The organism is Arthrobacter sp. 05T442, assembly GCF_056395945.1.
This window is the reverse complement of record NZ_JBFTKM010000007.1, coordinates 1-24229: the sequence shown is the minus strand read 5'-3', so window position 1 is coordinate 24229 and position 24229 is coordinate 1. Positions and strand designations below refer to the sequence as shown.

At 66.0% G+C, this 24229-nt stretch carries 19 protein-coding genes and 1 tRNA gene; 11 read left to right on the top strand and 9 right to left on the bottom strand.

Annotated features, from left to right (window positions below):
- The 3 genes from AC1DES_RS08915 to AC1DES_RS08905 are packed head-to-tail and all read right to left on the bottom strand — an operon-like array spanning nucleotide 1 to nucleotide 3225.
- Complete coding sequence (locus AC1DES_RS08915) at nucleotides 1–462, bottom strand: hypothetical protein (protein ID WP_476895344.1); 462 nt, start codon at nucleotides 460–462, stop codon at nucleotides 1–3.
- Nucleotides 459–2981: a molybdopterin oxidoreductase family protein gene (locus tag AC1DES_RS08910; RefSeq protein ID WP_476895343.1), complete on the bottom strand. Its 2523-nt coding sequence runs from the start codon at nucleotides 2979–2981 to the stop codon at nucleotides 459–461. Before AC1DES_RS08910 ends, AC1DES_RS08915 begins: the two co-directional genes overlap by 4 nt.
- A 46-nt stretch (nucleotides 2982–3027) precedes the next feature.
- Nucleotides 3028–3225, bottom strand: a complete 198-nt coding sequence (locus tag AC1DES_RS08905; protein WP_476895342.1) for a hypothetical protein — start codon at nucleotides 3223–3225, stop codon at nucleotides 3028–3030.
- Nucleotides 3226–3763: 538 nt separating this feature from the next.
- Between AC1DES_RS08905 and AC1DES_RS08900 the strand changes: the two genes are divergently transcribed.
- A complete protein-coding gene (locus tag AC1DES_RS08900) occupies nucleotides 3764–4276 on the top strand; it encodes a hypothetical protein (RefSeq protein WP_476895341.1) in 513 nt (170 codons plus the stop codon).
- A gap of 151 nt (nucleotides 4277–4427) precedes the next feature.
- Here the strand turns inward: AC1DES_RS08900 and AC1DES_RS08895 are convergent, their stop codons facing one another.
- The 3 genes from AC1DES_RS08895 to AC1DES_RS08885 all read right to left on the bottom strand — a co-directional run bounded on the left by AC1DES_RS08895 (nucleotide 4428) and on the right by AC1DES_RS08885 (nucleotide 6474).
- Nucleotides 4428–5342, bottom strand: a complete 915-nt coding sequence (locus tag AC1DES_RS08895; protein WP_476895340.1) for an NAD(P)H-hydrate dehydratase — start codon at nucleotides 5340–5342, stop codon at nucleotides 4428–4430.
- Complete coding sequence (locus AC1DES_RS08890; RefSeq protein ID WP_476895339.1) at nucleotides 5326–6096, bottom strand: histidine phosphatase family protein; 771 nt, start codon at nucleotides 6094–6096, stop codon at nucleotides 5326–5328. Before AC1DES_RS08890 ends, AC1DES_RS08895 begins: the two co-directional genes overlap by 17 nt.
- A gap of 198 nt (nucleotides 6097–6294) precedes the next feature.
- Nucleotides 6295–6474, bottom strand: a complete 180-nt coding sequence (locus AC1DES_RS08885) for a zinc-ribbon domain-containing protein (protein ID WP_476895464.1) — start codon at nucleotides 6472–6474, stop codon at nucleotides 6295–6297.
- Nucleotides 6475–7137: 663 nt separating this feature from the next.
- Between AC1DES_RS08885 and AC1DES_RS08880 the strand changes: the two genes are divergently transcribed.
- Together AC1DES_RS08880 and AC1DES_RS08875 are read left to right on the top strand one after the other, a co-directional pair.
- Nucleotides 7138–7644 carry a hypothetical protein gene (locus AC1DES_RS08880; protein WP_476895338.1) on the top strand — a complete coding sequence of 169 codons (507 nt, stop codon included), beginning with the start codon at nucleotides 7138–7140 and terminating at the stop codon, nucleotides 7642–7644.
- A 21-nt stretch (nucleotides 7645–7665) separates the two neighbouring features.
- Nucleotides 7666–8244 (top strand): hypothetical protein, encoded by a 579-nt coding sequence (locus AC1DES_RS08875; protein WP_476895337.1) that lies wholly within the window; start codon nucleotides 7666–7668, stop codon nucleotides 8242–8244.
- A gap of 222 nt (nucleotides 8245–8466) precedes the next feature.
- Here the strand turns inward: AC1DES_RS08875 and AC1DES_RS08870 are convergent.
- The 3 genes from AC1DES_RS08870 to AC1DES_RS08860 all read right to left on the bottom strand — a co-directional run bounded on the left by AC1DES_RS08870 (nucleotide 8467) and on the right by AC1DES_RS08860 (nucleotide 10870).
- Nucleotides 8467–8542: transfer RNA gene (locus AC1DES_RS08870), tRNA-Lys, on the bottom strand.
- A gap of 118 nt (nucleotides 8543–8660) precedes the next feature.
- Nucleotides 8661–9770 carry a PQQ-dependent sugar dehydrogenase gene (locus AC1DES_RS08865; RefSeq protein ID WP_476895336.1) on the bottom strand — a complete coding sequence of 370 codons (1110 nt, stop codon included), beginning with the start codon at nucleotides 9768–9770 and terminating at the stop codon, nucleotides 8661–8663.
- A gap of 41 nt (nucleotides 9771–9811) precedes the next feature.
- Complete coding sequence (locus tag AC1DES_RS08860) at nucleotides 9812–10870, bottom strand: sunset domain-containing protein (protein WP_476895335.1); 1059 nt, start codon at nucleotides 10868–10870, stop codon at nucleotides 9812–9814.
- A 327-nt stretch (nucleotides 10871–11197) separates the two neighbouring features.
- Between AC1DES_RS08860 and ilvD the strand changes: the two genes are divergently transcribed.
- The 8 genes from ilvD to metG all read left to right on the top strand — a co-directional run bounded on the left by ilvD (nucleotide 11198) and on the right by metG (nucleotide 23967).
- Entirely contained in the window at nucleotides 11198–12919 is a 1722-nt protein-coding gene (ilvD, locus tag AC1DES_RS08855; protein WP_476895334.1) for a dihydroxy-acid dehydratase, read from the top strand.
- Between the two features lie 466 nt (nucleotides 12920–13385).
- Entirely contained in the window at nucleotides 13386–15284 is a 1899-nt protein-coding gene (locus AC1DES_RS08850; RefSeq protein ID WP_476895333.1) for an acetolactate synthase large subunit, read from the top strand.
- A gap of 2 nt (nucleotides 15285–15286) precedes the next feature.
- Entirely contained in the window at nucleotides 15287–15799 is a 513-nt protein-coding gene (gene ilvN / locus AC1DES_RS08845; RefSeq protein ID WP_476895332.1) for an acetolactate synthase small subunit, read from the top strand.
- 88 nt (nucleotides 15800–15887) lie between these two features.
- Nucleotides 15888–16913, top strand: coding sequence for a ketol-acid reductoisomerase (gene ilvC, locus AC1DES_RS08840; protein ID WP_476895331.1), 1026 nt, complete (start codon nucleotides 15888–15890; stop codon nucleotides 16911–16913).
- 130 nt (nucleotides 16914–17043) lie between these two features.
- Nucleotides 17044–18639, top strand: a complete 1596-nt coding sequence (gene serA, locus AC1DES_RS08835) for a phosphoglycerate dehydrogenase (RefSeq protein ID WP_476895330.1) — start codon at nucleotides 17044–17046, stop codon at nucleotides 18637–18639.
- A gap of 205 nt (nucleotides 18640–18844) precedes the next feature.
- Entirely contained in the window at nucleotides 18845–21634 is a 2790-nt protein-coding gene (locus AC1DES_RS08830) for an ABC transporter permease (RefSeq protein WP_476895329.1), read from the top strand.
- Nucleotides 21631–22398 (top strand): ABC transporter ATP-binding protein, encoded by a 768-nt coding sequence (locus AC1DES_RS08825; RefSeq protein WP_476895328.1) that lies wholly within the window; start codon nucleotides 21631–21633, stop codon nucleotides 22396–22398. The genes AC1DES_RS08830 and AC1DES_RS08825 overlap by 4 nt, the downstream gene beginning before the upstream one ends.
- A gap of 9 nt (nucleotides 22399–22407) precedes the next feature.
- On the top strand, nucleotides 22408–23967 hold the full coding sequence (gene metG / locus AC1DES_RS08820) for a methionine--tRNA ligase (RefSeq protein WP_476895327.1): 1560 nt from the start codon (nucleotides 22408–22410) through the stop codon (nucleotides 23965–23967).
- The last annotated feature ends 262 nt before the right edge of the window (nucleotides 23968–24229 follow it).

Sequence of the window (24229 nt, the reverse complement as noted above, 5' to 3'; positions counted from 1 at the left end):
TCAGCGTGCCACGATGAGCGCCTGTGGCGCCGCCTGCTTCATCCGGGTCTGCAGCCAGCGCAGTTGGACCGCGGTCTCAGCGTCGCACCGGGAAACGACGTCGAGGAGGTCGCGGTCGCGGAGGGCCGACCCGGCTTGTTTGACCATGGTCCAGGTCACGTCGACGAGGCTCGCAAGGAGGTAGAGGTCCTGAAGGTCCCGCAGTAGGCCGACCGGGCCCTGGCGCGTTGTGGAAAGCCCTTCGGCGTGGAGCCGTTCGGGTTCGTTGTCGGAGCTGTCCTCGCCGTAGCGCTGAACGAGAGGGATCAGCAGCCGCCTGTGTTCATCGCACTGGTGCGCCAGCGTATGGCACAGGAAGTGCACGTCGGGTTCGGCCCCGTGGCCCTCCGCCACTTGGCGGAATGAATCTGACAGTGTCTGTTCGGCCTTGTGCAGCATGCCCAGATAGATAGTCAGGTTCATGGCCTGCCCTCCTGTCCACCGCGCCTGATCGCCTCGGGGAAGCGGGGCGGCGGGGCTGCGCCGACGCGCTCGGTGGCTTCGGCGTCCGTGCCGCCGGTGGTCGGCCGCACGGATTCGGCGCCCGCTGCGGTGGACGGGCGGGATGCGGTTGTAGTCGGCGCCGGGGCGGGGCCGGCAGCGTCGCCGATCTTCTCCACGTTCACGGCGGCGTTTTTGAAGACGGGCTGTTTGGAGACCGGGTCCCATTCAGTGAGCGTGAGTTCGTTCGCAGCTGTCGGGTGTTCTCCGGGTGATCCGTCCCCGTCCCAATAGCCGTAGTGGAACGGGGCGAAAACCGTGCCGCGCCGGACGTCGCTGACGCGGGCCGGGACCTCGATCCGTCCCCGCCGCGACGTCACGCGGACAAGGTCGCCTTCCCGGATTCCCAGCCGCTCGGCGTCGTCCGGACCAAGCTCCACCCAGGCGCTGGGCGCGGCCTGGGTCAGGGGCCGGGACCTTCCGGTCTTGGTCCGGGTGTGGAAGTGGTAAGCGGTGCGGCCGGTCGTATACCGGAGCGGGTACTGGCCGTCGGGTTCCTCGTGCGCGGGATGGAACTCCGCGGCTTTCAGGATCGCGCGTCCGCCCGGGGCGCTGGCCCGGAAACCCTCCGGTCCGACGGTGGCGCCCGTGAGCAGTTCGTGCCCGTAGCTTTCGCAGTAGTCCGGGTCCGTGGGGAAGACTCCGTCCCTGTAGAGCCGCTCCCGCCCGTCCGGGTTCTCGTCGTTGCAGGGCCACGGGATGCCGCTGCCGCCGCGTAGCCGTTCATAGCTCATCCCGGTGTAGTCGCAGGGACGGCCCCGGGAACATTCCTTCCACGCCTCAAAGGCGTCCTCGGGACCGGCCCAAGGCAACAGCGGTTCGCCGTGCAGCGTGGTGAATTCCATCCGGCGGGAGTAATCGAGGAAGATGTCCAAGTCGCTGCGCGCTTCTCCAGGCGGCTCAACGGCCTTGTCCGAGAGGTGCACGGTCCGGTTGACGTTCGTGAAAGTGCCGGTCTTTTCACCCCAGCCCGCTGCCGGAAGGACGACGTCGGCGGCCTGGGCCGTCTCGGTCAGGTACAGGTCCTGCACCACAACGAACAGCTCGGGCTTGGCGAGGATGTTCCGGATCCGGGGGAGGTCGGGCATGGAGACGGCAGGGTTGGTCGCGGAGACCCAGAGGAATTCGATGGAGCCCTGCTCGGCATAGCGGAAGATCTGCATGGCATGCGTCGGCGGGGCCCAATGTGGGATGGTCAGGGAGTCAACGTCCCAAAGCCTGGCGAGTTCCTCGATGTGTTCGGGGTTCTCCCAGTTCCGGAAGGCGGGCAGGTCACCGTCCGCCCCGCATTCGCGGTTATTCTGCGCGGTCGGCTGGCCGTTCATCTGGAGGATTCCGCAGCCGGGGCGGCCCAGCAGCCCGCGGAGCAGGTGCAGGTTGTTGACCTGGCAGGACGCTGCGGTGGCCTGCGCCGACTGGTAGAAGCCCTGAAGGACCGTGGACAGGACACGGGCCGAGGTGCCGAAAATCCGGGCCGCTTCCCTGATGTCGGCGGCGCTCACGTCGCAGACCGCCGCGGCCGCTTCGGCAGTCCACGGCTCGACTGTGGCCCTGAGTTCCGCCAGCCCGAGCGTGTGCGCCTTCACGTACTGCTCATCGAGCCAGCCGTTGGCCAGGACTTCATGGACAAGGGCGTTCATCAGGGCGAGGTTTGTCCCGGGCCGGACGGCAAGATGGACGTCGGCGTGGCGGGCGACTTCGGTGTCGCGGGGGTCGACGCAGACGAGCTTGGGCCGGTCAGGTCCGGCGATGCGGTCCAACACCCGCGACCACAGCACGGTCTGTGTTTCGGCCATGTTGTGTCCGTAGAGGAAGATCGCGTCGCAACTGTCGATGTCGGTATAGCTTCCGGGCTGGCCGTCAGCTCCGAAGGTTTCCTTCAGCGCCGCCGCCGCCGTCGCGGTGCAGAGGCGGGTGTTGCCGTCCATGTGAGGGGTGCCGATGCCGGCCTTCCCGAGGACGGCGAGGGCGTAGTACTCCTCGAGGAACAGTTGGCCGCTGGTGTAAAAACCATGGCTGAGGGGTCCGCGGTCTAGCAGAAGCTGCCTGCTGCGCTCGGTGATCCGGTTCATCGCGGTGTCCCAGTCGCATTCGACGAGCCGGCCGTTCTCGCGGATCAAAGGCTGTGTGAGACGGTCCTTGTGGGACATCCCCTGCCAGCTGGCAAAGAGGCCCTTGGGCCCCAGCCGGCCGTGGTTGACCAGATCACCCGCGCGGCCGCGGATGCCCACCATTGCACCGTTCTTCACGGCGATGTCGCACGCGCAGCCGTTGCTGCAGAGGACGCAGGCGGACTGAACCCAGCGTTCGACGTCATCCTCGGTGATGCCCTCACGCAGGGCCTGGTCCACCCGCACCGGCCATAGTCCGTCCCGCGGGTACGGGGTTCTCGTGCCCCAAATCTCTGCAATCCGGTCAACCACGGTTGTTCTCCAGTTCATTCGCCGCTTGGTTCGACGGCAGGTGTCGCCGCTTTCCGGACCCGGATTATCCCCGTGAATCCGGGTCGGCCGCGTCTTCGCCCGCGTCCGGCGTGCCCAGCTCGGGGTCGATCTTGCGGGCCATGTCGCCGGCGAGGGAGTCCCTCGCGGCAGCGTCTCCGGACCGGTCCGGGTCCGGCTCGTTCTCGCTTACGTTCTCCATGGCATTCTCAGCCGCTTTGCGGATGTTGTCCCCGATTCCCATGTCACTCCTTCTTTGGATCTGAGTTCAGACGGTTGCCCGGATCAAGCTTTATCAGCATGCTTTGGAGTAGTACAGACCTTTTGGTGGTTGATTACTTGTCGGTCCCTATGGAACCGGGAAAACGATGCACCACGTGGCCTCCGACCGGACTCAGAAAAGGCGGCTCTGGAACGGACTCTGGCATGGTGGGCGTGCCGGATGGGAAGATGCGTATATGAGCGAGAACACGCAGTCCGGTTCGAACAGTCCTGCTTCTGGCGGCGAGGAAGAACACGCTCCGGGTCCGGGTCAAGCGCACCCGCGGACGCCGACGACTCAGCCGATGCGCACCGTGGGCCAGCGGCGCCGGGATTCGGAGAAGAAGCTGGACAACCACCAACGCGGAGCCCGGACAAAACCGGCAGATTGAGGCGCCGGCCAGCTGCCGGTGGCGTGCCACGCGGCATCCGGCCCGGGCGGAACGCAGCAAAGATGCAACCCCATGGAACGGCTCCGGGAGGGGCTCAGCGACGTGATCACATCCCCGGGAGGACGACTTATGAACGCGAACATGCAAGCTGATAAATCGGTAGCCGATAATTCATTGCGCGGATACCTGCACAGTCATTTGATGGCCGCCTCGGCAGGCGAACGCCTGTTCGAGCAGGCAGCCAAATCGTGGGCGGGTTCCGCTCAAGGGGCCGAGCTCAGCAGGCTTGCCGCAGAGGTCGGCGAGGACAAATCTGCGCTCGAGGAAATCTGTGAGAAGCTGCAATCCGGCTTGCCGGGCCACAAGAAGCCTCTGGCCTGGATCGGTGCACACCTGGCCACTTTGGACCCCTTGAATCCGACGCATTCCCGCGACGGCGCTGCCGGCCAGTTGGAGCTCGAAGCGCTCATCGCTGCGGTCTCCGGCAAATTGTTGCTCTGGAAAACCCTCACCGTACTCTCCGGCGTCTACCAGGCCATCGACCAGGGACAGATACAGCGACTGCTGGAACGAGCCCTGGGACAGATCCGGGACCTGGAAACCCTCCTTCTGGATACCAGCCCGGGGCGGCTCGGCCCATAAGAAAAGAAATAACGTACCGCACGAACGACGGAAGTGGCGCCCTTCCCGAGTCCTTTCCAGGCGTTGCCGACTGCGTCAACCCCGGAGGATATGCGGGCACGGGGTTTCCGGCGCCGGCACCGAAGATCGGACGATCCGCGACCTGGCGCGTTCAGATGCTCAGTTCCATCATCAGGGCCGGCAGCTCGTCGGCCAGTTCCCGCGCCAGGTAGCCGGGGCTTCCCATTCTGCTGGCGAGCCTGTCCCCGGCTGCGGCGTGGAGGTGCGTGCCCCAGCAGGCGGCCTGAATGTTTGTTGTGCCGCGGGCCCGAAGCCCGGCGATGGCGCCGGCAAGGACATCGCCGCTCCCTGAGGTTCCCAAACCCCCGGATCCGGTGGTGATCTCCCAACAACCCGCCGAAGTGGCATCGTCCCGGCCCGTGTTTGCAGGCTGGGCGATGATGCCTTGGCAGCTGACCACGGCACCGTATCTTTCTGCGATCGCGGCGGTGCCTGTACGGAGGTCCGTCAAGTCCGCTCCGAGAAGCAGGCCGGATTCTGTCGGATTCGGGGTGAGGATCAGGCGCCCGGCCCAGGGACGGATCTCCTGGTCAAGGCGCGGCAGGATCCCGAGGGCGTAGGCGTCGATGACGATCGTCCAGCTCTCGGCACGTGCATCCCGTCGGAGGAGGTTTCGCAAAAGCCCTGTAGTTTCGTCTGGATCATCCAGTCCCGGGCCAATCAGGATCGTATCGGCGGCACCCAGTTCCGCCTCCAGTGCTTCAATGCCTGCGGCGCGGACTGAGCCGGAGGAAGTTTCCGGGAGGCCTATCACGCCTGCCTCGGGCAGTGCCACGGCCAGTGCCACTGCAGTGGATTCGGCGACAGCAAGGGTGAGGCGTCCGGCTCCGGACCGCAGTGCGGCGGTGCCGGCCAGCAAAGCGGCGCCGGGCGTTTTCCGTGCCCCTCCGATGACCAGCACAGACCCGCGTTCATCTTTTCCGGATCCGGGCGCAGGCAGCTGCCAGCTCCGCAGGAGAGTCGGGGTCACCGGAACGGCGCGGGGCAACTCATCGCGGATGGACATCGGCGTCGCCCCCGTGTTCGGTAAGGGCCACGCCCTGCTCGGCAAGATGATCGGCGACGTTGAAACTCTCCAAGGTCCACGGGCCGCGACCGTCGAACCGGCCATAGCGCGTGAGGGATGCGTTCAACACGGTGGACGTCGCGGCGATATCCAGCAACTGCGACTCGGACAGTCCTTCGAGAATGTAGCGGAAGAGCAGTATGACGGCGTCGTGGCTGACCACAAGGATCCGTGCCGACCCTGGCTGACGCTCGAGATCGGAGATGACAGACCGCAGCCGCAGCGCGACGTCAGCCCACGATTCCCCGCCCGGAGGCCGGTAGTAAAACTTCCCCAGCCATCTGCGCCGCGTGGCTTCCCCGGGCAGCCGGGCCTCTACGCCCGCTGTGGTGAGCGCGTCCAGGATGCCAAGTTCCCGGTCCCTTAGCCGCTCGTCGAGAAGGATCGGAACGGTCCATTCTGCAGCATGCGCGAGGGCCTCCGCCGTCCTATGGGCCCGCGCGTAGGGCGAGGACCAGATAACGTCAGGGCGTTGCTCGGCCGGGACACCCTTCAAGGACCGCCCCAAGGCGATGGCCTGGTCGTAGCCGACCGCGGACAGATCGACGTCGGCGTCCCGGGCAGGGACATCGATCACTTCGGCCCCGGACAGCCCGGCGTTCGTGGCCGCTAAGTTTCCCAGACTCTCGCCGTGACGGACCAGGACGAGCTCGACCGTCCCCTGATCGAATGGTAGTTGCCGGTCATCGCCCATAGCGATCTCCTTTGGTCACAGCCGACCTCCCGCGATCCGCACCGGTCATCTGGATGGATCCGCCACACGATACCGGCCAGCCGCAGGAAAGGCCATAGGGCCCCGTGCTTAGGAACCGGCCGGAGCGGGAGCGAAAGCGCGGCGAGTCCGGCTACCCGGGAGCGCCGCGGATACTGCGAGGCGTACTTCTCAGCGCGGCTATCGGAGAAGTGCGTTTTTCTGCCTTGCCTTGATCGTTGAGCTCTGCCCGCAGTTGGAACACGTGATGCGGTACGACTTCGACGTCGTGAAGATCGGGAGGAAGAACAACGTAAGTTTGGTGGCCCGCTCCTGAAGGCCATGCTGAACGAACCGGTGGCAGTACTGGCACGTGGCCATCCGGCCGGCCAAATCGCGCAGGACGGTTCTAAACCCGAACAGTAGAAACATGGGTGTGCCTTTCACTGGGTTACTCGGTCAGGGTTCCGGGCCGGGAGAGGAGCGGTCGTGAGCCTGCATCGCAAGGATCCCGAGGGTGCTCATTCAAGCAATTTAGCAAGCGTACTTATCATCTGATTGTAGCCATATTCACCCGGACCAAAACCTGCGTAGCCAAAGGCGGCACAGGGGGTGCTGGGGCGCGCCTGCCCAAGGCGCGCGCCAGTACGTGAGGAAGGACGATGACGTGTCACAGCCGGAGGATGGGCCGGCCGGGGCAGCTATTTCAGGAAGTCTGCGAAGTGCGCCACGGGCCGGAGTTGAGGTGCTTCCTGCGTGCTTGCCGCGCCGAAACCAGTCCGGGTCGCAAAAGCCATTGACTTCAAAGGCTCAGGTGAGGATCCTCAAAATAGCCATCCAAAACCTTTACGACACACCGCTGCGGGGGAGCGCGGAGCGGACGGCGATTACGCCAATGGCTGCACCAGAGGTGCAGCGGCGCCGCGGCCCGGTCGTTACCTGAAGGATCCGGGGTTCAGGGTGGGGTCCATAGTCACCCACAGCGGCAGCAGCGGCACGGAATACGCCGCCCCCAAACTGCACTCGCACCTGAAGGTCCTTCTCATGAAACACCAACAACCCTGGCGTAACTCGTTCGCGCCACGGACTGGCCGGCGGCACGTCTTGGCGCAGGCCAGGATACTCGCGGCCATTCTCCTCACCGCCTGCTTCTGCCTGGCGGGCGGCCCCGCACACGCGGACATCATCGACCCCTTCGGACATCAGTTCCATTCCAGCCTGATGTGTGACCCTGCGTCGTTCTCCCGAGGGACCCACCTTTATGCCTGGAGGATGGATAACAAGCCCTCATCTGTCGTCCTGACGCTGAGGAATATCAAGACCGGCGCAGTCCTGACCAGCGATCCGGCGGGTGTCCCGGCCGAAAACATTCCGGGCAATGTTGAATGGGCATGGATCTGGATCCGCCCGGGCGATGAGGCCGTTTACGGCCCGAACGAAGCCTGGGTGCACTACACCTGGCCCGACGGGTCAATGGCCTGGGAGCAGCTAACCGACATATCGGTGAGCATGCTCGGCAACGGCGCCCCATACTGCATTCTCGGCTTTTGACCCTACGCAAAGGATTTAGCCATGAAACCATTCGCTCGCACCCATGGACCCTCTTCCCCCCGCCGCGCCTCCGGCCCCCGCCGCGGCTCCTTGTTGGCCCTGCGCAGCCCCCGAAACATCCTCCGGCTTCTGAATACAGTCGTCCTGGCCGCGGCCAGCTCGCTGGGCGGCGTCGCTCCGGCCCAGGCAGGCGTACCGCATGCTTCCCAGCTCAGTCCGTTCGTCGACATCATGGGGTACACATGGGGTGACTGCTTCATCAAAGTTGGACCGGCCTACGACAACTGGCACGCCGCACCGGACTACCACTTCTTCGGTGCCGGAGAGGTCAATTGTGCCTCCAGCCACGAGATTGACATCACTATCCTCCAATACCGGGACTCCAATGGCTCCGGCCCGGGCGGTGACGTCGGCGCAGTGGGTGATCCCGGCTCCTCCGGTCCCCTCTACACGAACTACGTCTGGGTCGCTACAGGTCCTGCCTGTAAGGACGGGTCACCGGACGCGGAGTTCTTCGCAAGCGCGTACCTGACCATCGACGGGAACGATATCGGCTGGCTACCCGGCTACCAGCAGCCGACACCGCAGGGTTGCCCATAGCCGCAACCAGGAGCCGTGCCCTCCGGGTGGCGGACAGGACGCTGCCAGGCTCGAGAGCCGTGCGCTTGGCGAACTGGCCGCCGTCGGGGGTGCCTGCGGGCTTGTGGGCTGGAATAAAAAGTCATGCCGCTGACCCCGTAAGGATCGTCTCGGGACCAATCGAGGCAAAACAAAAACCCCGCCGTCACCAGCCGCTAGGCCGGTGAAGACGGGGTTTCTCCGTGGTGCACCCCCCGGGACTCGAACCCGGAACCCATTGATTAAGAGTCAATTGCTCTGCCAGTTGAGCTAGAGGTGCATCTGTTGTTTTCGTTCATCCGGGGGCTTTTTATTTCCCTCGTTGTTCTCCGCAACGACATGAAACTCTACACGAGTTTGGACGTTGTGTGAAATCGGCGGCCGGTGCAGGTGCTCCGCTAGCCGTGCAGGTCCAAAACCAGCACGAAATCAGGGTTTTGGTCGTTGCTGAGGAGCCAGAGGCGGCCGTCCGGGGCGAGCGAAACGTTCCGGATACGGCCGTACATTCCTGTGAAATAGCCCACAGGATTGCCGGCGGTTTCCCCGTCCAAGACCACGACCCACAGCCGTTGCCCGCGGAGGGCGCCCAGATAGGCGGTGTCACGGACAATCTCGAGTCCGCTGGGGGACGAATCCGCCGTCGAGGGCCATACGACTTTGGCGTCCAGGAAGCCCGGACGGTGCGGTGCGCCGGTCACCTCGGGCCAGCCATAGTTTCCGCCTGGCACAATGAGGTTCAGCTCGTCGTCCACGTCGGGACCGAATTCGCTGGCCCACAGCCGTCCCGCACTGTCCCAGGCAAGTCCTTGCACGTTCCGGTGGCCGAGACTGTATACGGGATTAGTTCCGAAGGGGTTTCCCGGAGCGGGCCTGCCGTCCGGCGTGAGCCTGAGGATCTTGCCGCCCAGGGCCAATCTGTCCTGCGGCTGCTCACGCCGCTGCGAATCTCCGGTACCCACATAGAGATATCCGTCCGGCCCGAAACGGATCCTTCCGCCGTTGTGCGTGCCCGCCTTCGGTATCCCGGGGAAGATGACCTGCGGGGCCCCCAATTTCAGCTGCCCGCCGCTCCCGTCAAGGCGGAAGCGGGCGATCCTGTTGTCGTTAGCGGCCGTGAAGTAGGCGTACAGGTAATGGTCCGTGGCGAACTCCGGCGAAAGTGCCAGTCCCAGCAGGCCGCCTTCGCCTCCGGGTACGACGCCGGGCACCTGGCTGATCGTTTCGGAGTGCCCGCCGCTCACAGACTTGAGCAGGGCGGTGTCGCGTTCGGAGATGACGGCGGTGCCGTCCGGCAGGAACACCGATGACCACGGCTCCTGCAGTCCGACGTCGATCCGGCCGGCGACGGCCGGCGGTGCCGGCCGCGGTTGCGCACCGCCGGCCGGGTTGCTGCCCCCTGTCGCGGAGTGGCTATTTGGCGGGGGAGTGCCATTGCCGCCTGTGCAGGCCGTGAACAGGAGTGCCGCGGCGGCAGCCAGCGCCCTGATGGCACGTGTCCGGGCCCCCATCGAACTGCGGCGTCTGCTGTCGGCAGGCCGTCCCGTCGCCGCTATTGACGGGTGCGGCGTGGCGGCCGGAAGCCGGCGGCCTCGGCGTGGGCGGGCGAAAGGAACCAGACCTCCGCCCGGGTTTCCTCGAAGGCCGGACTCGTCTCGTCGTGATAGATCATCGAGGACGCGTTGCCCTTGACTGTGAAACCCTCCGGTCCGCTGCCGTCGGCAGCCGGCGCTGCCGATCCTTCGCCGTAAGGCTGGTCCTGGGCCAGGTGGCCCGCTGGTTCCGCCGTGTGGCTCGCAAGGGTCTCGGACGCGGCGGAAGATGCTGCCGCCTGCAACGGATCGGCCGCTGCCACGGGCGCCGCCTGGGTTTCGGGCGCGGCCTGGGTTTCGGGCGCCGCCGGAGCCGATTGAGCCGCCGCCGATTCCCCGCCGGCCTCGGCGGCTTCGGCCGCGGCCGATTCCGCACCGGGAAGGGTCGGAGCGTGGGGCTCGGTGTATTCGGGATGGTGGACCGGCATGCCGGCCGCCGCGGGCGGCTCCGCGGCGCCCTCGGCCTCGGCAGCCTGCGTCTGCGCGGCGTGCGTCCCCGCGGCGTGGGCTCCATAGCCATGGTCGCCTCGGACCGGTTCGTGGTGCACCGGGGCGGGATGAGTTTCTGCGGGGGCGGTCTCCGACCACTGTGTTTCCCATTCTGCGGCGTCCGCCGCCGTCGTGTCCGCCGCCGTCGTGTCCGCCGCCGTCGTGTCCGCCGCCGTCGTGTCCGCCGCCGTCGTGTCCACGGTGTCGTCCGCCGCTGCGGGAGCGGACACGGGGGGCATCTCGTGGGCGGCGACGGCGTCGTCGGCCGGAACCGCGGTCGTCTGGCCCGGGACCCGGTCCTGGACACGGTCCTGGACCCGGTCCTGGGCAGCGAACGCCTGCGGCGGAGCCTCACGTCCCTGTGGCTTCTGGTCCGCCTGGGCCTTTGCGGGCGGCGCCATGGCTGCCGCTGTGGCGGAGGAGCCGGCGGTGGCGGTGCCGCCCGCGCTCTTACGGGAGTTGCGGCTGAGCAGCCACCACACGACGGCGACGATGACGACGATGACGATGAGCCAGACAATCCAGTCCATGGCGGAGCCCTTCTGTCCATAAGGCAAGGTTGCCGTTGCTTGACGTTACGTCCGTCCCAAGCTGGCTGTCCACCCTCGTCGGCACGGCTCCACGGCGCTACGGGAAGGGCCGAGCCCGCGGCAGGAAACCTGAACCAACCCTCCCTGCCGTGGTGCTGGACCTGCGTGCCGGAACCCGCTGGAACCGGGTCTTTGAGCCGGGCAAGCCCGCTCCGATTCCACCAGGTGAGACGAGAGTCCACTATTTGATCGAAATATTCCCGGTTTTCCGCTTAATCAGCCTTTTTCGGTCGTTGGCGTCCGGGACGGCGCCCTAGACTTTGAGCCATGAGTGAGGACACCCAAACAACAACAGACACCAAGCCGGACATCAAGCCCCGCAGCCGGGTCGTCACCGATGGCATTCACGCCGCACCGTCGCGCGGGATGCTCCGGGCGGTCGGCATGGGCGACGACGACTTCGCCAAACCGCAAATTGGCGTGGCCAGCTCGTGGAACGAAATCACTCCCTGCAACCTCTCCTTGAACCGGCTCGCCCAGGGTGCCAAGGAAGGCGTCTTCGCTGCCGGCGGTTTCCCGATGCAGTTCGGTACCATCTCCGTCTCCGACGGCATCTCCATGGGCCACGAGGGCATGCACTTCTCCCTGGTGTCCCGCGAAGTCATCGCAGACTCGGTGGAGACCGTGATGCAGGCCGAGCGCATCGACGGCTCGGTGCTTCTGGCCGGCTGCGACAAGTCCCTGCCCGGCATGCTGATGGCAGCCGCCCGGCTCGACCTGGCGTCGGTCTTCCTCTATGCCGGCTCGATCATGCCGGGCTGGGTCAAGCTCGAGGACGGGTCGGAAAAGGAAGTCACCCTGATCGACGCCTTCGAAGCCGTGGGCGCCTGCGCCGCCGGCAAGATGAGCCGAGGGGACCTGGACCGCATTGAAAGGGCCATCTGCCCCGGCGAAGGTGCCTGCGGCGGGATGTACACGGCCAACACCATGGCCTGCATCGGCGAGGCGCTGGGCATGTCCCTTCCCGGTTCTGCCGCGCCGCCCTCCGCGGACCGCCGGCGTGACGTCTTCGCGCATAAGTCCGGCGAGGCCGTCGTCAACCTGCTCCGTCTCGGCATCACGGCCCGCGACATCCTGACCAAGAAGGCCTTCGAGAACGCCATCGCCGTCACGATGGCCTTTGGCGGCTCCACCAACGCCGTACTGCACCTGCTCGCCATCGCCCGCGAGGCCGAGGTCGACCTGAGCCTGGAGGACTTCAACCGCATCGGCGACAAGATTCCGCACCTGGGCGACCTGAAGCCGTTCGGCCGCTACGTCATGACCGACGTCGACAAGATCGGCGGCGTGCCGGTCATCATGAAGGCCCTGCTCGACGCCGGCCTGATCCACGGCGACTGCCTGACTGTCACCGGCAAGACCGTGGCCGAGAACCTTGCCTCGATCAACCCGCCGGATCCCGACGGTAAGGTCCTGCGCGCCATGGACAACCCGATCCACAAGACGGGCGGCATCACAATCCTGCACGGTTCAATGGCGCCCGAAGGCGCCGTCGTAAAGACCGCAGGCTTCGACGCCGACGTCTTCGAGGGCACCGCCCGTGTGTTCGAGCGGGAACAGGGCGCCCTGGACGCACTCAACAATGGCCAGATCGCGGCCGGCGACGTCGTCGTAATCCGTTACGAAGGGCCCAAGGGCGGCCCGGGCATGCGCGAAATGCTCGCCATCACCGGCGCCATCAAGGGCGCCGGCCTCGGCAAGGATGTCCTGCTGCTGACCGACGGCCGCTTCTCCGGCGGAACCACCGGACTGTGCATCGGCCACGTCGCCCCGGAAGCGGCCGACGGCGGCCCGATCGCCTTCGTCAAGGACGGCGACCGGATCCGGGTGGACATCGCGGCCCGCACGTTCGACCTGCTGGTGGACGAGTCCGAGCTCGAGGCCCGCAAGGTCGGCTGGCAGCCGCTGCCGGCCAAGTTCACCAAGGGGGTCCTCGCCAAGTACGCCAAGCTGGTGCACAGCGCCTCCACCGGCGCGTATTGCGGGTAGTGCCGAGTGCCCCAGCCTCCAGCGGCGACACGGCCGCTGGGGGAAGATCAACCCGTGAACCCAACTAGCTCGCACTTGTGGCCGTTTTGAGCGGTCATAACGGCCATTAGCTGCGACCTAGTTGGGAGGGCGTTCAGTCAGTGGACAATGGGGTCCATATCGTGAGACTCGGGGCGGGCTCGTTGACACCTGTCTCACTCAGAGGGAAAACTGAACGCATGATCGAGATCGTTACCGCCGGAGCCACTGCAGTCGACAGCACTGCAGATGCTTCCGTCGTCCTTACCGGGCGCGTGGCTCATTAGCCTTTACCGGTAACAAACCGTCACGCGCAACCCCTCGAAGAGCCTCCCGGGCTGAGGGGTTTTTTTATTTCCCGCATCACCCGTACCACCAGCACCAGGCGTTACCAGCAGTTCCACGATCACAGAAGATCCACACCGAAGAGCCACAAAGGAAGAGTCCGATGAGCAAAGGATCGCCGATCAGCCCCTCGCTGATGGCCACGAAGTCCGCTGGAGCCTCCAAGGCTTCGGACCGCGTCGAACGCCCGGCTGACGCCGCCGTCGACACTGTTGCCGTCTCTCCTGTCCTTGGGCCGAACAACGTCGTACCCCCGACGGTGATGACCGGCTCAGAAGCAATTGTCCGCGCGCTCGAAGAACTCGGCGTGAAGGATATTTTTGGTTTGCCCGGTGGCGCGATCCTGCCCACCTATGACCCCTTGATGGCCTCCCGAATGAACCACGTTCTGGTCCGTCACGAACAGGGAGCCGGCCATGCCGCGCAAGGCTACGCCATGGTCACCGGACGGGTTGGCGTCTGCATCGCCACCTCGGGGCCGGGTGCCACCAACCTCGTTACCGCCATCATGGACGCCCACATGGACTCCGTGCCGATTGTGGCGATCACGGGCCAGGTCTCCAGCGGGGTGATCGGCACCGACGCGTTCCAGGAAGCGGACATCGTCGGCATCACCATGCCGATCACGAAGCACTCTTTCCTGGTCACGGACCCCAATGACATCCCGCACGTCATGGCCGAGGCCTTCCACCTTGCCTCCACAGGCCGTCCGGGACCGGTACTCGTGGACGTCGCCAAGGACGCCCAGCAGGCGCAAATGACATTCTCCTGGCCGCCGAAGATCGATCTCCCCGGCTACCGCCCGGTGCTCCGCGGCCACAGCAAGCAGGTCCGGGAAGCCGCCCGGCTGATCGCGGCCGCCAGCAAGCCCGTCCTCTACGTGGGCGGCGGCGTCGTCAAAGCCCACGCGTCCGCGGAACTGCGCGAGCTGGCCGAGCTGTCCGGTGCCCCCGTGGTCACCACCTTGATGGCCCGCGGCGTGTTCCCGGATTCGCATCCGCAGCACGTGGGCATGCCCGGCATGCACGGCACGGTCTCCGCCGTCACCGCCCTGCAGCAGTCCGATCTCCTGATCACGCTCGGAGCCCGCTTCGATGACCGGGTGACCGGCATCCTGAAGTCCTTCGCGCCGAACGCCAAAGTCATTCACGCCGACATCGACCCCGCGGAAATCTCCAAGAACCGCACGGCGGATGTACCGATCGTGGGCTCGGTCAAGGAGATCATCCCGGAACTGAGCGATGCCCTGCGCCTCCAGTTCGAGGCCTCCGGCACCCCCGACCTCACCAACTGGTGGGCCTTCCTGAACAACCTCAAAGAGACCTACCCGCTCGGCTGGACCGAACCCGAGGACGGCCTCAGCGCCCCGCAGCGCGTGATCGAACGCATCGGCGCCCTCACCGGCCCCGAAGGCATCTATGTTGCCGGCGTCGGCCAGCACCAGATGTGGGCCTCCCAGTTCATCAAGTACGAGCGCCCGCACGCGTGGCTGAACTCCGGCGGGGCCGGCACCATGGGCTACGCCGTCCCGGCCGCCATGGGCGCCAAGGTCGGCGAACCGGACCGTGTGGTCTGGGCGATCGACGGCGACGGCTGCTTCCAGATGACCAACCAGGAGCTCGCCACCTGCGCGATCAACAAGATCCCGATCAAGGTGGCCATCATCAACAACTCCTCGCTGGGCATGGTCAGGCAGTGGCAGACCCTGTTCTACGAGGGCCGCTACTCCAACACCGACCTCAACACGGGACACAACACCGTCCGCATCCCGGACTTCGTCAAGCTGGCGGACGCCTACGGCTGCGCCTCCTTCCGCTGCGAACGCGACGAGGACATCGACGCCACCATCCAGAAGGCCCTGGCAATCAACGACCGCCCCGTGGTCATCGATTTCGTCGTGAGCCCCAACTCCATGGTGTGGCCGATGGTCCCGGCAGGAGTCAGCAACGACCAGATCCAGGTTGCCCGCAACATGACCCCGGAATGGGAAGAGGAGGACTGAACATGACCCGCCACACACTGTCCGTTCTGGTCGAAGACAAGCCCGGTGTGCTGACCCGCGTCGCCAGCCTCTTCGCCCGCCGCGCCTTCAACATCAACTCCCTGGCCGTCGGCCCGACGGAAGTTCCGGGCATGTCCCGGATGACCGTCGTCGTCGACGCCGACGGCGAGCTGATCGAACAGATCACAAAGCAGCTGAACAAGCTCGTCAACGTGATCAAGATCGTTGAGCTCACCCCAGAATCGTCCGTACAGCGCGACCACATCCTGGTCAAGGTACGTGCGGATGCCGCGACACGCCTGCAGGTCACCCAGGCTGCAGACCTGTTCCGCGCTTCAGTGGTCGACGTCTCCACAGAGTCGGTGGTCATCGAGGCAACGGGCCACCCCGAGAAGCTCTCGGCACTGCTTTCCGTGCTTGAGCCTTTCGGCATCCGCGAAATCGTGCAGTCCGGCACCCTGGCCGTTGGCCGTGGATCCCGCTCCATGAGCGACAGGGCCCTCCGCTCCGCGTAGGAACGTGCCCCCGTACCGCACCACCGAGTTCCCCAACCGCTTTCCCACACCAGCAACACCTACGAATCCATTCAAAGGAGACACCCCAGTGACTGAAATGTATTACGACGACGACGCCGACCTGTCGATCATCCAGGGCCGCACCGTCGCCGTCATCGGTTACGGCTCCCAGGGCCACGCCCACGCCCTGAGCCTGCGCGATTCCGGTGTTGACGTCCGCGTCGGCCTGAAGGAAGACTCCAAGTCCCGCGCCAAGGCCGAGGCCGAGGGGCTGCGCGTCCTGAACGTCGCCGACGCCGTCGCCGAAGCCGACCTCATCATGGTCCTCACTCCGGACCAGGTCCAGCGCCACGTCTACGCCGAGGACATAGCTCCGAACCTGCAACCCGGCGACGCCCTGTTCTTCGGCCACGGCTTCAACATCCGCTACGGCTACATCAAGCCCCCTGCCGACGTCGACGTCGCCCTCGTCGCCCCGAAGGGCCCGGGCCACATCGTGCGCCGCGAGTTCGAAGCCGGCCGCGGCGTGCCGGACCTGATCGCCGTCGAGCAGAACCCCTCCGGCAAGGCCAAGGAACTGGCCCTGTCCTACGCCAAGGCCATCGGCGGCACCCGCGCGGGCGTCATCGAGACGACCTTCACCGAAGAAACCGAAACCGACCTCTTCGGCGAACAGGCTGTCCTCTGCGGCGGCGCGTCGCAGCTGATCCAGTACGGCTTCGAGGTCCTCACCGAGGCCGGCTACAAGCCCGAGGTTGCCTACTTCGAGGTCCTGCACGAGCTCAAGCTGATCGTGGACCTCATGGTTGAAGGCGGCATCGCCAAGCAGCGCTGGAGCGTCTCCGACACCGCAGAGTACGGCGACTACGTCTCCGGCCCGCGCGTGATCGACGCCCACGTGAAGGAAAACATGAAGGCCGTCCTAAAGGACATCCAGGACGGCACCTTCGCCAAGCGCTTCATTGACGACCAGGACGCCGGAGCTCCCGAGTTCAAGGCGCTGCGCAAGAAGGGTGAGGACCACCCGATCGAGGCCACCGGCCGCGAACTGCGCAAGCTTTTCTCCTGGATCAAGAACGAAGACGACTACACCGAAGGATCGGTAGCCCGCTAAGGCAACTGACCGGCAAGGGGGGCCGGACACCAGCACTGGGGTCCGGCCCCCCTTCTGTAGCGCACCACCTGCACCACGACGATTCACCAAAATCCGCACCTGAAATACAAGAGAGCTAAAGAGGTCACCGGTGACAAGCACCAAACCTGTAGTACTCCTCGCTGAGGAACTTTCGCCCGCCACGATCGAGGCCCTCGGCCCGGACTTTGACATCCGCCAGACCGACGGCGCCGACCGTTCCCAGCTGCTCTCTGCGATCGCCGACGCCGACGCGATCCTGGTCCGCTCCGCCACGCAGGTGGACGCCGAAGCCATCGCCGCCGCGAAGAACCTCAAGGTGATTGCCCGCGCCGGTGTCGGCCTGGACAACGTCGACATCAAAGCCGCCACGCAGGCAGGTGTCATGGTGGTCAACGCCCCCACCTCGAACATCGTCTCCGCCGCCGAACTCACGGTAGGCCACATCCTCAGCCTGGCCCGCCACATTCCGCAGGCCAGCGCCGCCCTCAAGGACGGCGAGTGGAAGCGCTCCAAGTACACCGGGATCGAACTGTTCGAAAAGAAGATCGGCATCATCGGCCTGGGCCGGATCGGCGCCCTCGTCGCAGCCCGTCTTAAGGGCTTCGACACCAAGATCCTGGCGTATGACCCCTACATCACCTCCGCACGGGCCGCGCAGCTCGGCGTGCAGCTCGTGACGCTCGATGAGCTCCTCGCGCAGTCGGACTTCGTCACCATCCACATGCCCAAGACGCCGGAAACAGTCGGCATGCTCGGAGCCGAGGCCTTCAAGAAAATGAAGGGCACCGCCTACGTCGTCAACGTCGCCCGCGGCGGCCTCGTGGATGAAGAAGCCCTTTACGCGGCCCTGGAGTCCGGCGAGATCGCCGGCGCCGCCGTCGACGTCTTCGTCAAGGAGCCCAGCACGGACCTGCCGTTCTTCAAGCTCGACAACGTCGTGGTGACCCCGCACCTGGGCGCGTCCACCGACGAAGCGCAGGAGAAGGCCGGCGTCTCCGTCGCCAGGTCCGTGCGCCTGGCCCTGGCCGGTGAACTCGTGCCCGACGCCGTGAACGTCGCCGGCGGCGTCATCGCCCCTGACGTGCGCCCCGGCATCCCGCTCATCGAAAAGCTGGGCCGCATCTTCACGGCGCTCACCCACGCCTCGCTCACCCAGTTCGACGTCGAGGTGGCCGGAGAAATCTCCTCCCTCGATGTGAAGGTGCTGGAGCTGGCGGCGCTGAAGGGCATCTTCGCCGACATCGTGACCGAGCAGGTCTCCTACGTCAACGCCCCGGTGATCGCCGAACAGCGCGGCATCAACGTCCGCCTCATCACGACGCCGGACACCGAGTCCTACCGCAACGTCCTGACCCTGCGCGGCGCGCTCAGCGACGGCACCCAGATCTCGGTGGCCGGAACCCTGACCGGCCCCAAGCAGATCCAGAAGCTCGTCGGCGTCAACGGCTACGAGGTGGAAATCCCGATCAGTGAGCACCTCGTGGTGGTTGCCTATGCGGACCGCCCCGGCGTCATCGGCACGATCGGGCACATCCTGGGCATGAACAACATCAACATCGCCGGCATGCAGGTCGCGCGCCAGACCGAGGGCGGCCAGGTGCTGGCTCTGCTCACCATTGACAGCTCCGTTCCGCAGCAGGTCCTTGACGCGATCAAGGCCGGAATCGGCGCTGAGATGGTCCGCGAGGTTGACCTCGAGGACTGAAGTCCCCGCCGCGGGCGCCGGCGGCGGCACAGCCGCGGCCGGCGGCCACGAATGAGTGGCCGGTCTGCGTACAATGGCTAGGTCCGAATTTCGGATCTTGGCCGGCAGACCGGCCTTTACTTTTTGCACGCCCGGCAGGGGACGCCTTCAATTCCGCAGGAAATGAACAGCGGCGTGCGCACGCAATCCAGCTTTCAGGAGCCCAATGAACGCCGTCCAGAGGTTCATCAGAAGCAGAGTGCTTTTGCTGACCGCGTCCATTTTGATCGTGGCCATGTGCCTGTCCGTCCTCGTCCAGGGCCAGTCCCAGGCGGCGCTGAACCGGACCGTTGACCAGAACTCCCGGGGCCTCTACGACGTTCTGGTCCAGGCCAAGCCGGACAGCAGTGGCGGCCTCATGCAGCCGGATATCGCTACCGGCCAGGGCGGCATCAGCTTCGACCAGCTCGATTCCATCCGGAAGCTGTCCGGCACCTCCGTTGCCGCGCCCATCAGCCTGGTCTCCCGCGTCACCCAGAACCTGGAGTCCCCGCGGCTCGACGCCACCGACTACCTCGGCTTCAACGCCGGACTCGCCGGCACCGCGGGGGACCCGACCGCCACGGATCCCAGCAAATGGCCGGCCGCCGAGTCGGTCCTGAGCGACTCGCCCAAGAAGTACCGGCTCACCGCCAGCGCCGTCAGCTCGGACGGCCACTCCGACAAGACCCTCTTCAAGACGACGGCCGAAGGCTCCCTCGGCAAGGCCAAGCTCGTTGAAGAGCAGGTCGCCGGCGGCAAGAACGTCCGCATCCAGGGCCCGGCAGGGGAGACGGGCATCAAGTTCCCCGCCCCCGCCGGCGGCTCCGAGCACAACCTCTTCGACCTTTCCGTCTCCCTGCCGATGGCACCGCAGGTGACCGAGTCCGTCGTCGCCGTCGACCCCGTCTCCGAACGGGCGCTGCTCGGCACGGCAGGTGACTTCCTGGCACCCCTGGAGAAGGCGCCGCCCGCCGACGCCCGCAACGCCGGCGCGATCGGCCGCCACTTCGAGAGCCTCTTCACCGGCGGCATCAGCATGGACCAGCTGAAGGAAGGCCCGGACTTCCTCGGCGTCAAGCTCAAGTACTGGGCCCCCCTGATGACCCAGTACCAGCAGGCCAAGCGTGCCGGACAGCTCACTGACGACTCGCAGGCCATCCCGCTGATCGTCCGCTCGGGCACCTCCCTGGACCTGAAATACTCGGTCAAGATCGAGGAAATCGATGACTCCGGAAAGGTCGTCAAGGACGTCGGGACAGCCACACGGTCCCTTGACAAGGACTACCTGCCGTTCGTCTCCAAGTCGCCGTTTGCGTTGGCCTGGCCCGGCTCCAAGGACCTGTCGCAGCTGATGGGCGATACCGGATCCTTCAGCCAGGGCCTCTACAACCCGGCCACCTGGAGCACCAACTTCGCCGCCGCCCCCAAGTACAAAGACGGCGAAACCGCCGGCAACGGCGCCGTGGACAAGAGTGCCACCCCGGGCGACTGGGTCACCGTGAACCGGCTGCCCGAGAAGGGCGCCAACGGCGCTCCTGTCGACCAGACCCAGCGCGACCCCGTTGACGAGCGCTCCTACCGGGAGAACCTCGAAACAGGGAAGAAGCTGGCCACCCCGCTCGCGATGGTCTACGGAACATTCGACCCCGCCAAGGTCCAGGCGGCCGCAGGCGACGTCAACCGGCTTCCCCTGGGCGGCTACGACCCGACGCCGTTCACGCTGACCAAGGACGCCACCGGGAAGGACGCCGGGAACACTGAACTCAAGCCCTCGCTGAGCGCCACGGGCCTGGCCAGCCAGTCCGCCGGCGCCATCACCGACTACTACGGCCTCGCGGCAGCCCGCGGTTTCGACAAGAACGCCAACGTGATCGACGCCGTCCGCGTCCGGGCCAAGGTGCCCGGCAGCTGGAAGCAGGCGCAGCCGGACGTGGAGAAACTAGCCAACGAGATCCGCGGCATGGGACTCCAGGCGACGGTCGTCGCCGGTTCAGCGCGCGAGGACGCCAGCATCGCCGTTCCGGGGTACTCCAAGGACGACGCCGGCAAGGAATCACCGCTCGGCACCGTCCAGCAGTCGTGGGTCCGCCAGGACGCCGCTGACGCGGTCTCCGGGTCCCTGACCGGGACCAACCTGACACTGCTCTTCCTCACCCTGTGCGGAGCGGCGCTGCTGACCGGCGCCTCGACCGTCAGCTACATCCGCAAACGCAGGAGCGAGGCCGGGACCCTGCGGGCCATGGGCTGGACCCAGCGCAAGATCCGCTCCTGGGTACTGGCCGAATTCGGTGTCGGCGCGGCCCTCCTGGCCGTCGCCGGAACTGTCCTGAGCCTGGTCAGCTGGAGCCCGGCAACCGCCATCGTCTCGGCATCGGTCCTGGTCCTGTATGTGGGCGCCGCCTACATCGCGGCGCAGCAACTGCGGCACCGCGACGAAGTAGACCAGGAACCGCAGCACGATGAACGGCTCATCCCGGTCGATTCCCCGCTCACCTTCGCCAACCGGCAGCTGAGCACGAACAAGTTCAACACCATTTCCCTCGCCGTCGCTGTCGGCGTCTTCGGGGCGTCGGTGGGCGGACTCGTGGCCCTGCTGATCGACATCCCCCGGGCCGCCGGAGCCAGCGCGCTGAGCGGGCTGGCCGCGGCCAGCATCGCACTGCCCAGCATCATCCTGGGCCTGTCGGGCGTGGCCGTGGGGCTCCTGCTGACCATGGTCACCGGACGCTTCGAACTGCAGGCCAAGCGCCAGTACCTCGGCACGCTGCAGGCCATGGGCTGGAACCCGGACATGCTCGGCCAGGTGCGTTTCTTCGAAAATGCCATGGTAGGAACTGTCGCACTCCCGCTCGGTGTCCTGGGCGCCCTCGGCGTCGGCCTCCTTCTCGCCCCCTATGCCGCACTCTGGGCCGCTCTCGCCGGTCTTGTGGCTGTACTTTGCTGGATTCCCATTGCAACGAAAGTGGTCCAATGACTAACGAGCTGAACCTTGACCGGGCGGCACACGACCGGATGACGGAAAGCACCCGCCGCGGGGGACACAAGACCCGCGCCAACACGATCGTGAAGGCTGCGGACCACGCAACCCCGTTGGAACTGAGCAACATCACCATCCACTACGGCGGAGGCAAGGGCGGCGCCGAAGCCGTAAACGTGGTGGACGATTTCAACTTGACCCTGCACGCCGGTGAGATGCACTGTGTCGCAGGCCGTTCCGGCTCAGGCAAGACCAGCATCCTCACGGTTGGTGCGGGCCTGACCCTGCCGACGTCGGGCCGCGTGTTCTGGGAGGGCGATTCCCTCGAAACCATGGGCGACGACGAGATCGCCGACCGCCGCCGGGCCCTCATTGGTTACGTTGACCAGGGCGGTGCCCTGATTGACGGGATGAGCGCGCTGGAGAACGTCCTGCTGCCGGCCGTGCCCGATGGCGAGGTCGAGAAGCGCCGCGACATGGCCAAGGACCTCCTGGACCTCGTGGGCCTGGGCAGGCGCATGCGTCACCGCCCGGCCCAGCTTTCCGGCGGTGAACGCCAGCGGGTGGCGATCGCCCGGGCGCTGATCCTCGGCACCCGCGTCCTGGTCGTCGACGAGCCCACGGCCAGCCTGGACCGTGCTTCCGCCAACCGCATCATCAGCATCCTCAAGGACACGACCTCGGACGGCATCGCCGTGCTCGTCGCTTCACACGACCACGAACTTGTCCGCCAGAGCGATACCCTGACCGAACTGATCTAGGTTTAGACCGTGACTTCTTCTGAAAAACCCCCGTTCTACATCACCACGGCCATCAGCTACCCCAACGGCGTGCCGCACATCGGCCACGCCTACGAGGTCATCGCCACCGACGCCATGGCGCGTTTCAAGCGGCTGGACGGTTTCGACGTCTTCTTCATGACGGGCACGGACGAGCACGGACTCAAGATGCAGCAGACCGCGGAAAAGGAAGGCATCCCGGTCAAGGAACTGGCCGACCGGAACTCCGCCGCGTTCCGCCAGATGAGCGATGACCTGGGCATCTCGCTCGACCGCTTCATCCGCACGACGGATCCGGACCACTACGAGGCGGCCAAGGCGCTCTGGCAGCGGATGGAATCCAACGGGGACATTTACCTCTCCAAGTACGCCGGCTGGTACTCCGTCCGCGATGAGCGCTACTTCGTCGAGGACGAGACCGAAGTCCGCCCGGACGGACTGCGCTACGCGAGCGAGACCGGCACCGAGGTCACCTGGACCGAGGAGGAAAGCTACTTCTTCAAGCTCTCCGCCTATCAGGACCAGCTGCTGGCCCTCTATGCGGAGCACCCGGACTTCGGCGCTCCCCACAGCCGCTTCAACGAGGTCATCAGCTTCGTCAAGGGCGGCCTGGAAGACCTGTCGATCAGCCGGACCTCGTTCGACTGGGGCGTGCCCGTCCCGGGCAACCCCGAGCACGTGATGTACGTGTGGGTTGACGCCCTGACCAACTACCTGACCGGGGTCGGCTTCCCCGACACTGAGTCCGAGTCCTTCCAGAAGTACTGGCCGGCCGACGTCCACGTGATCGGCAAGGACATTTCCCGCTTCCATGCCGTCTACTGGCCCGCCTTCCTGATGTCCGCCGGGCTGGAACTGCCCAAGCGGGTGATGATCCACGGGCACCTGCAGAACCAGGGCGTCAAGATGTCCAAGTCCCTCGGCAACGTCGTGGCCCCTGCGGACTGGGTAGCCCAGTACGGCCTGGACCAAGTCCGCTTCTTCCTGCTCCGCGAGGTCCCCTTCGGTGCCGACGGGAACTACAGCCATGACGCGATCGTGGGCCGGATGAACTCGGACCTGGCCAACAACTTCGGCAACCTCGCCCAGCGATCGCTGTCCATGGTGGCCAAGAACTGTGGCGGCCAGGTTCCTGTCCCGGGCGGGTTCTCCGCTGAGGACGCCGCCCTGCTGGGCCAGGCCAACGGCCTGCTCGACATCTCCCGCGCCGCGTTCGAAAAGCAGGAGTTCAGCCGCGCGCTGGAGGCGATCTGGGGCGTCCTGGGGGACACCAACGCCTACTTCGCCGAACAGGCCCCCTGGGTGCTGCGCAAGACGGACGTCGAGCGCATGAACACGGTCCTCTATGTCACGCTGGAGGTGCTGCGCATCGTTTCGATCCTGGCGCAGCCGGTCATGCCGACGGCGACCTCGGCGATTCTCGACACCCTCGGTCAGACGGAGGGGGCGGCACGCGACTTCGCCGCTATCGCCGAGCCGATCGCGGCCGGCACCGCCCTGCCTGCACCCGCCCCGGCCTTCCCGAAGTACGAGGAGCCCGCCGAGGCCTAGCCCCCTCTCCCGACGCTCCCGCAGATCCGGCGGTGGTTCGGGTGACGCTCCCGCAGATCCTGCGGCGGTTCGGGTGACGCTCCCGCAGATCCTGCGGCGGTTCGGGTGACGCTCCCTCATCGTCAAGCTGGTTGTGAGTCATTCATTACCTGTTGATTGAAGGAGCCGGCGATGGCCGTTGATAGCAAGGGTTTTACGCGTGAAGAGATCCGTGAGTTCATGCATGAGTACTATTTGCAGCCGCACGGGACGAGGAAGGTGT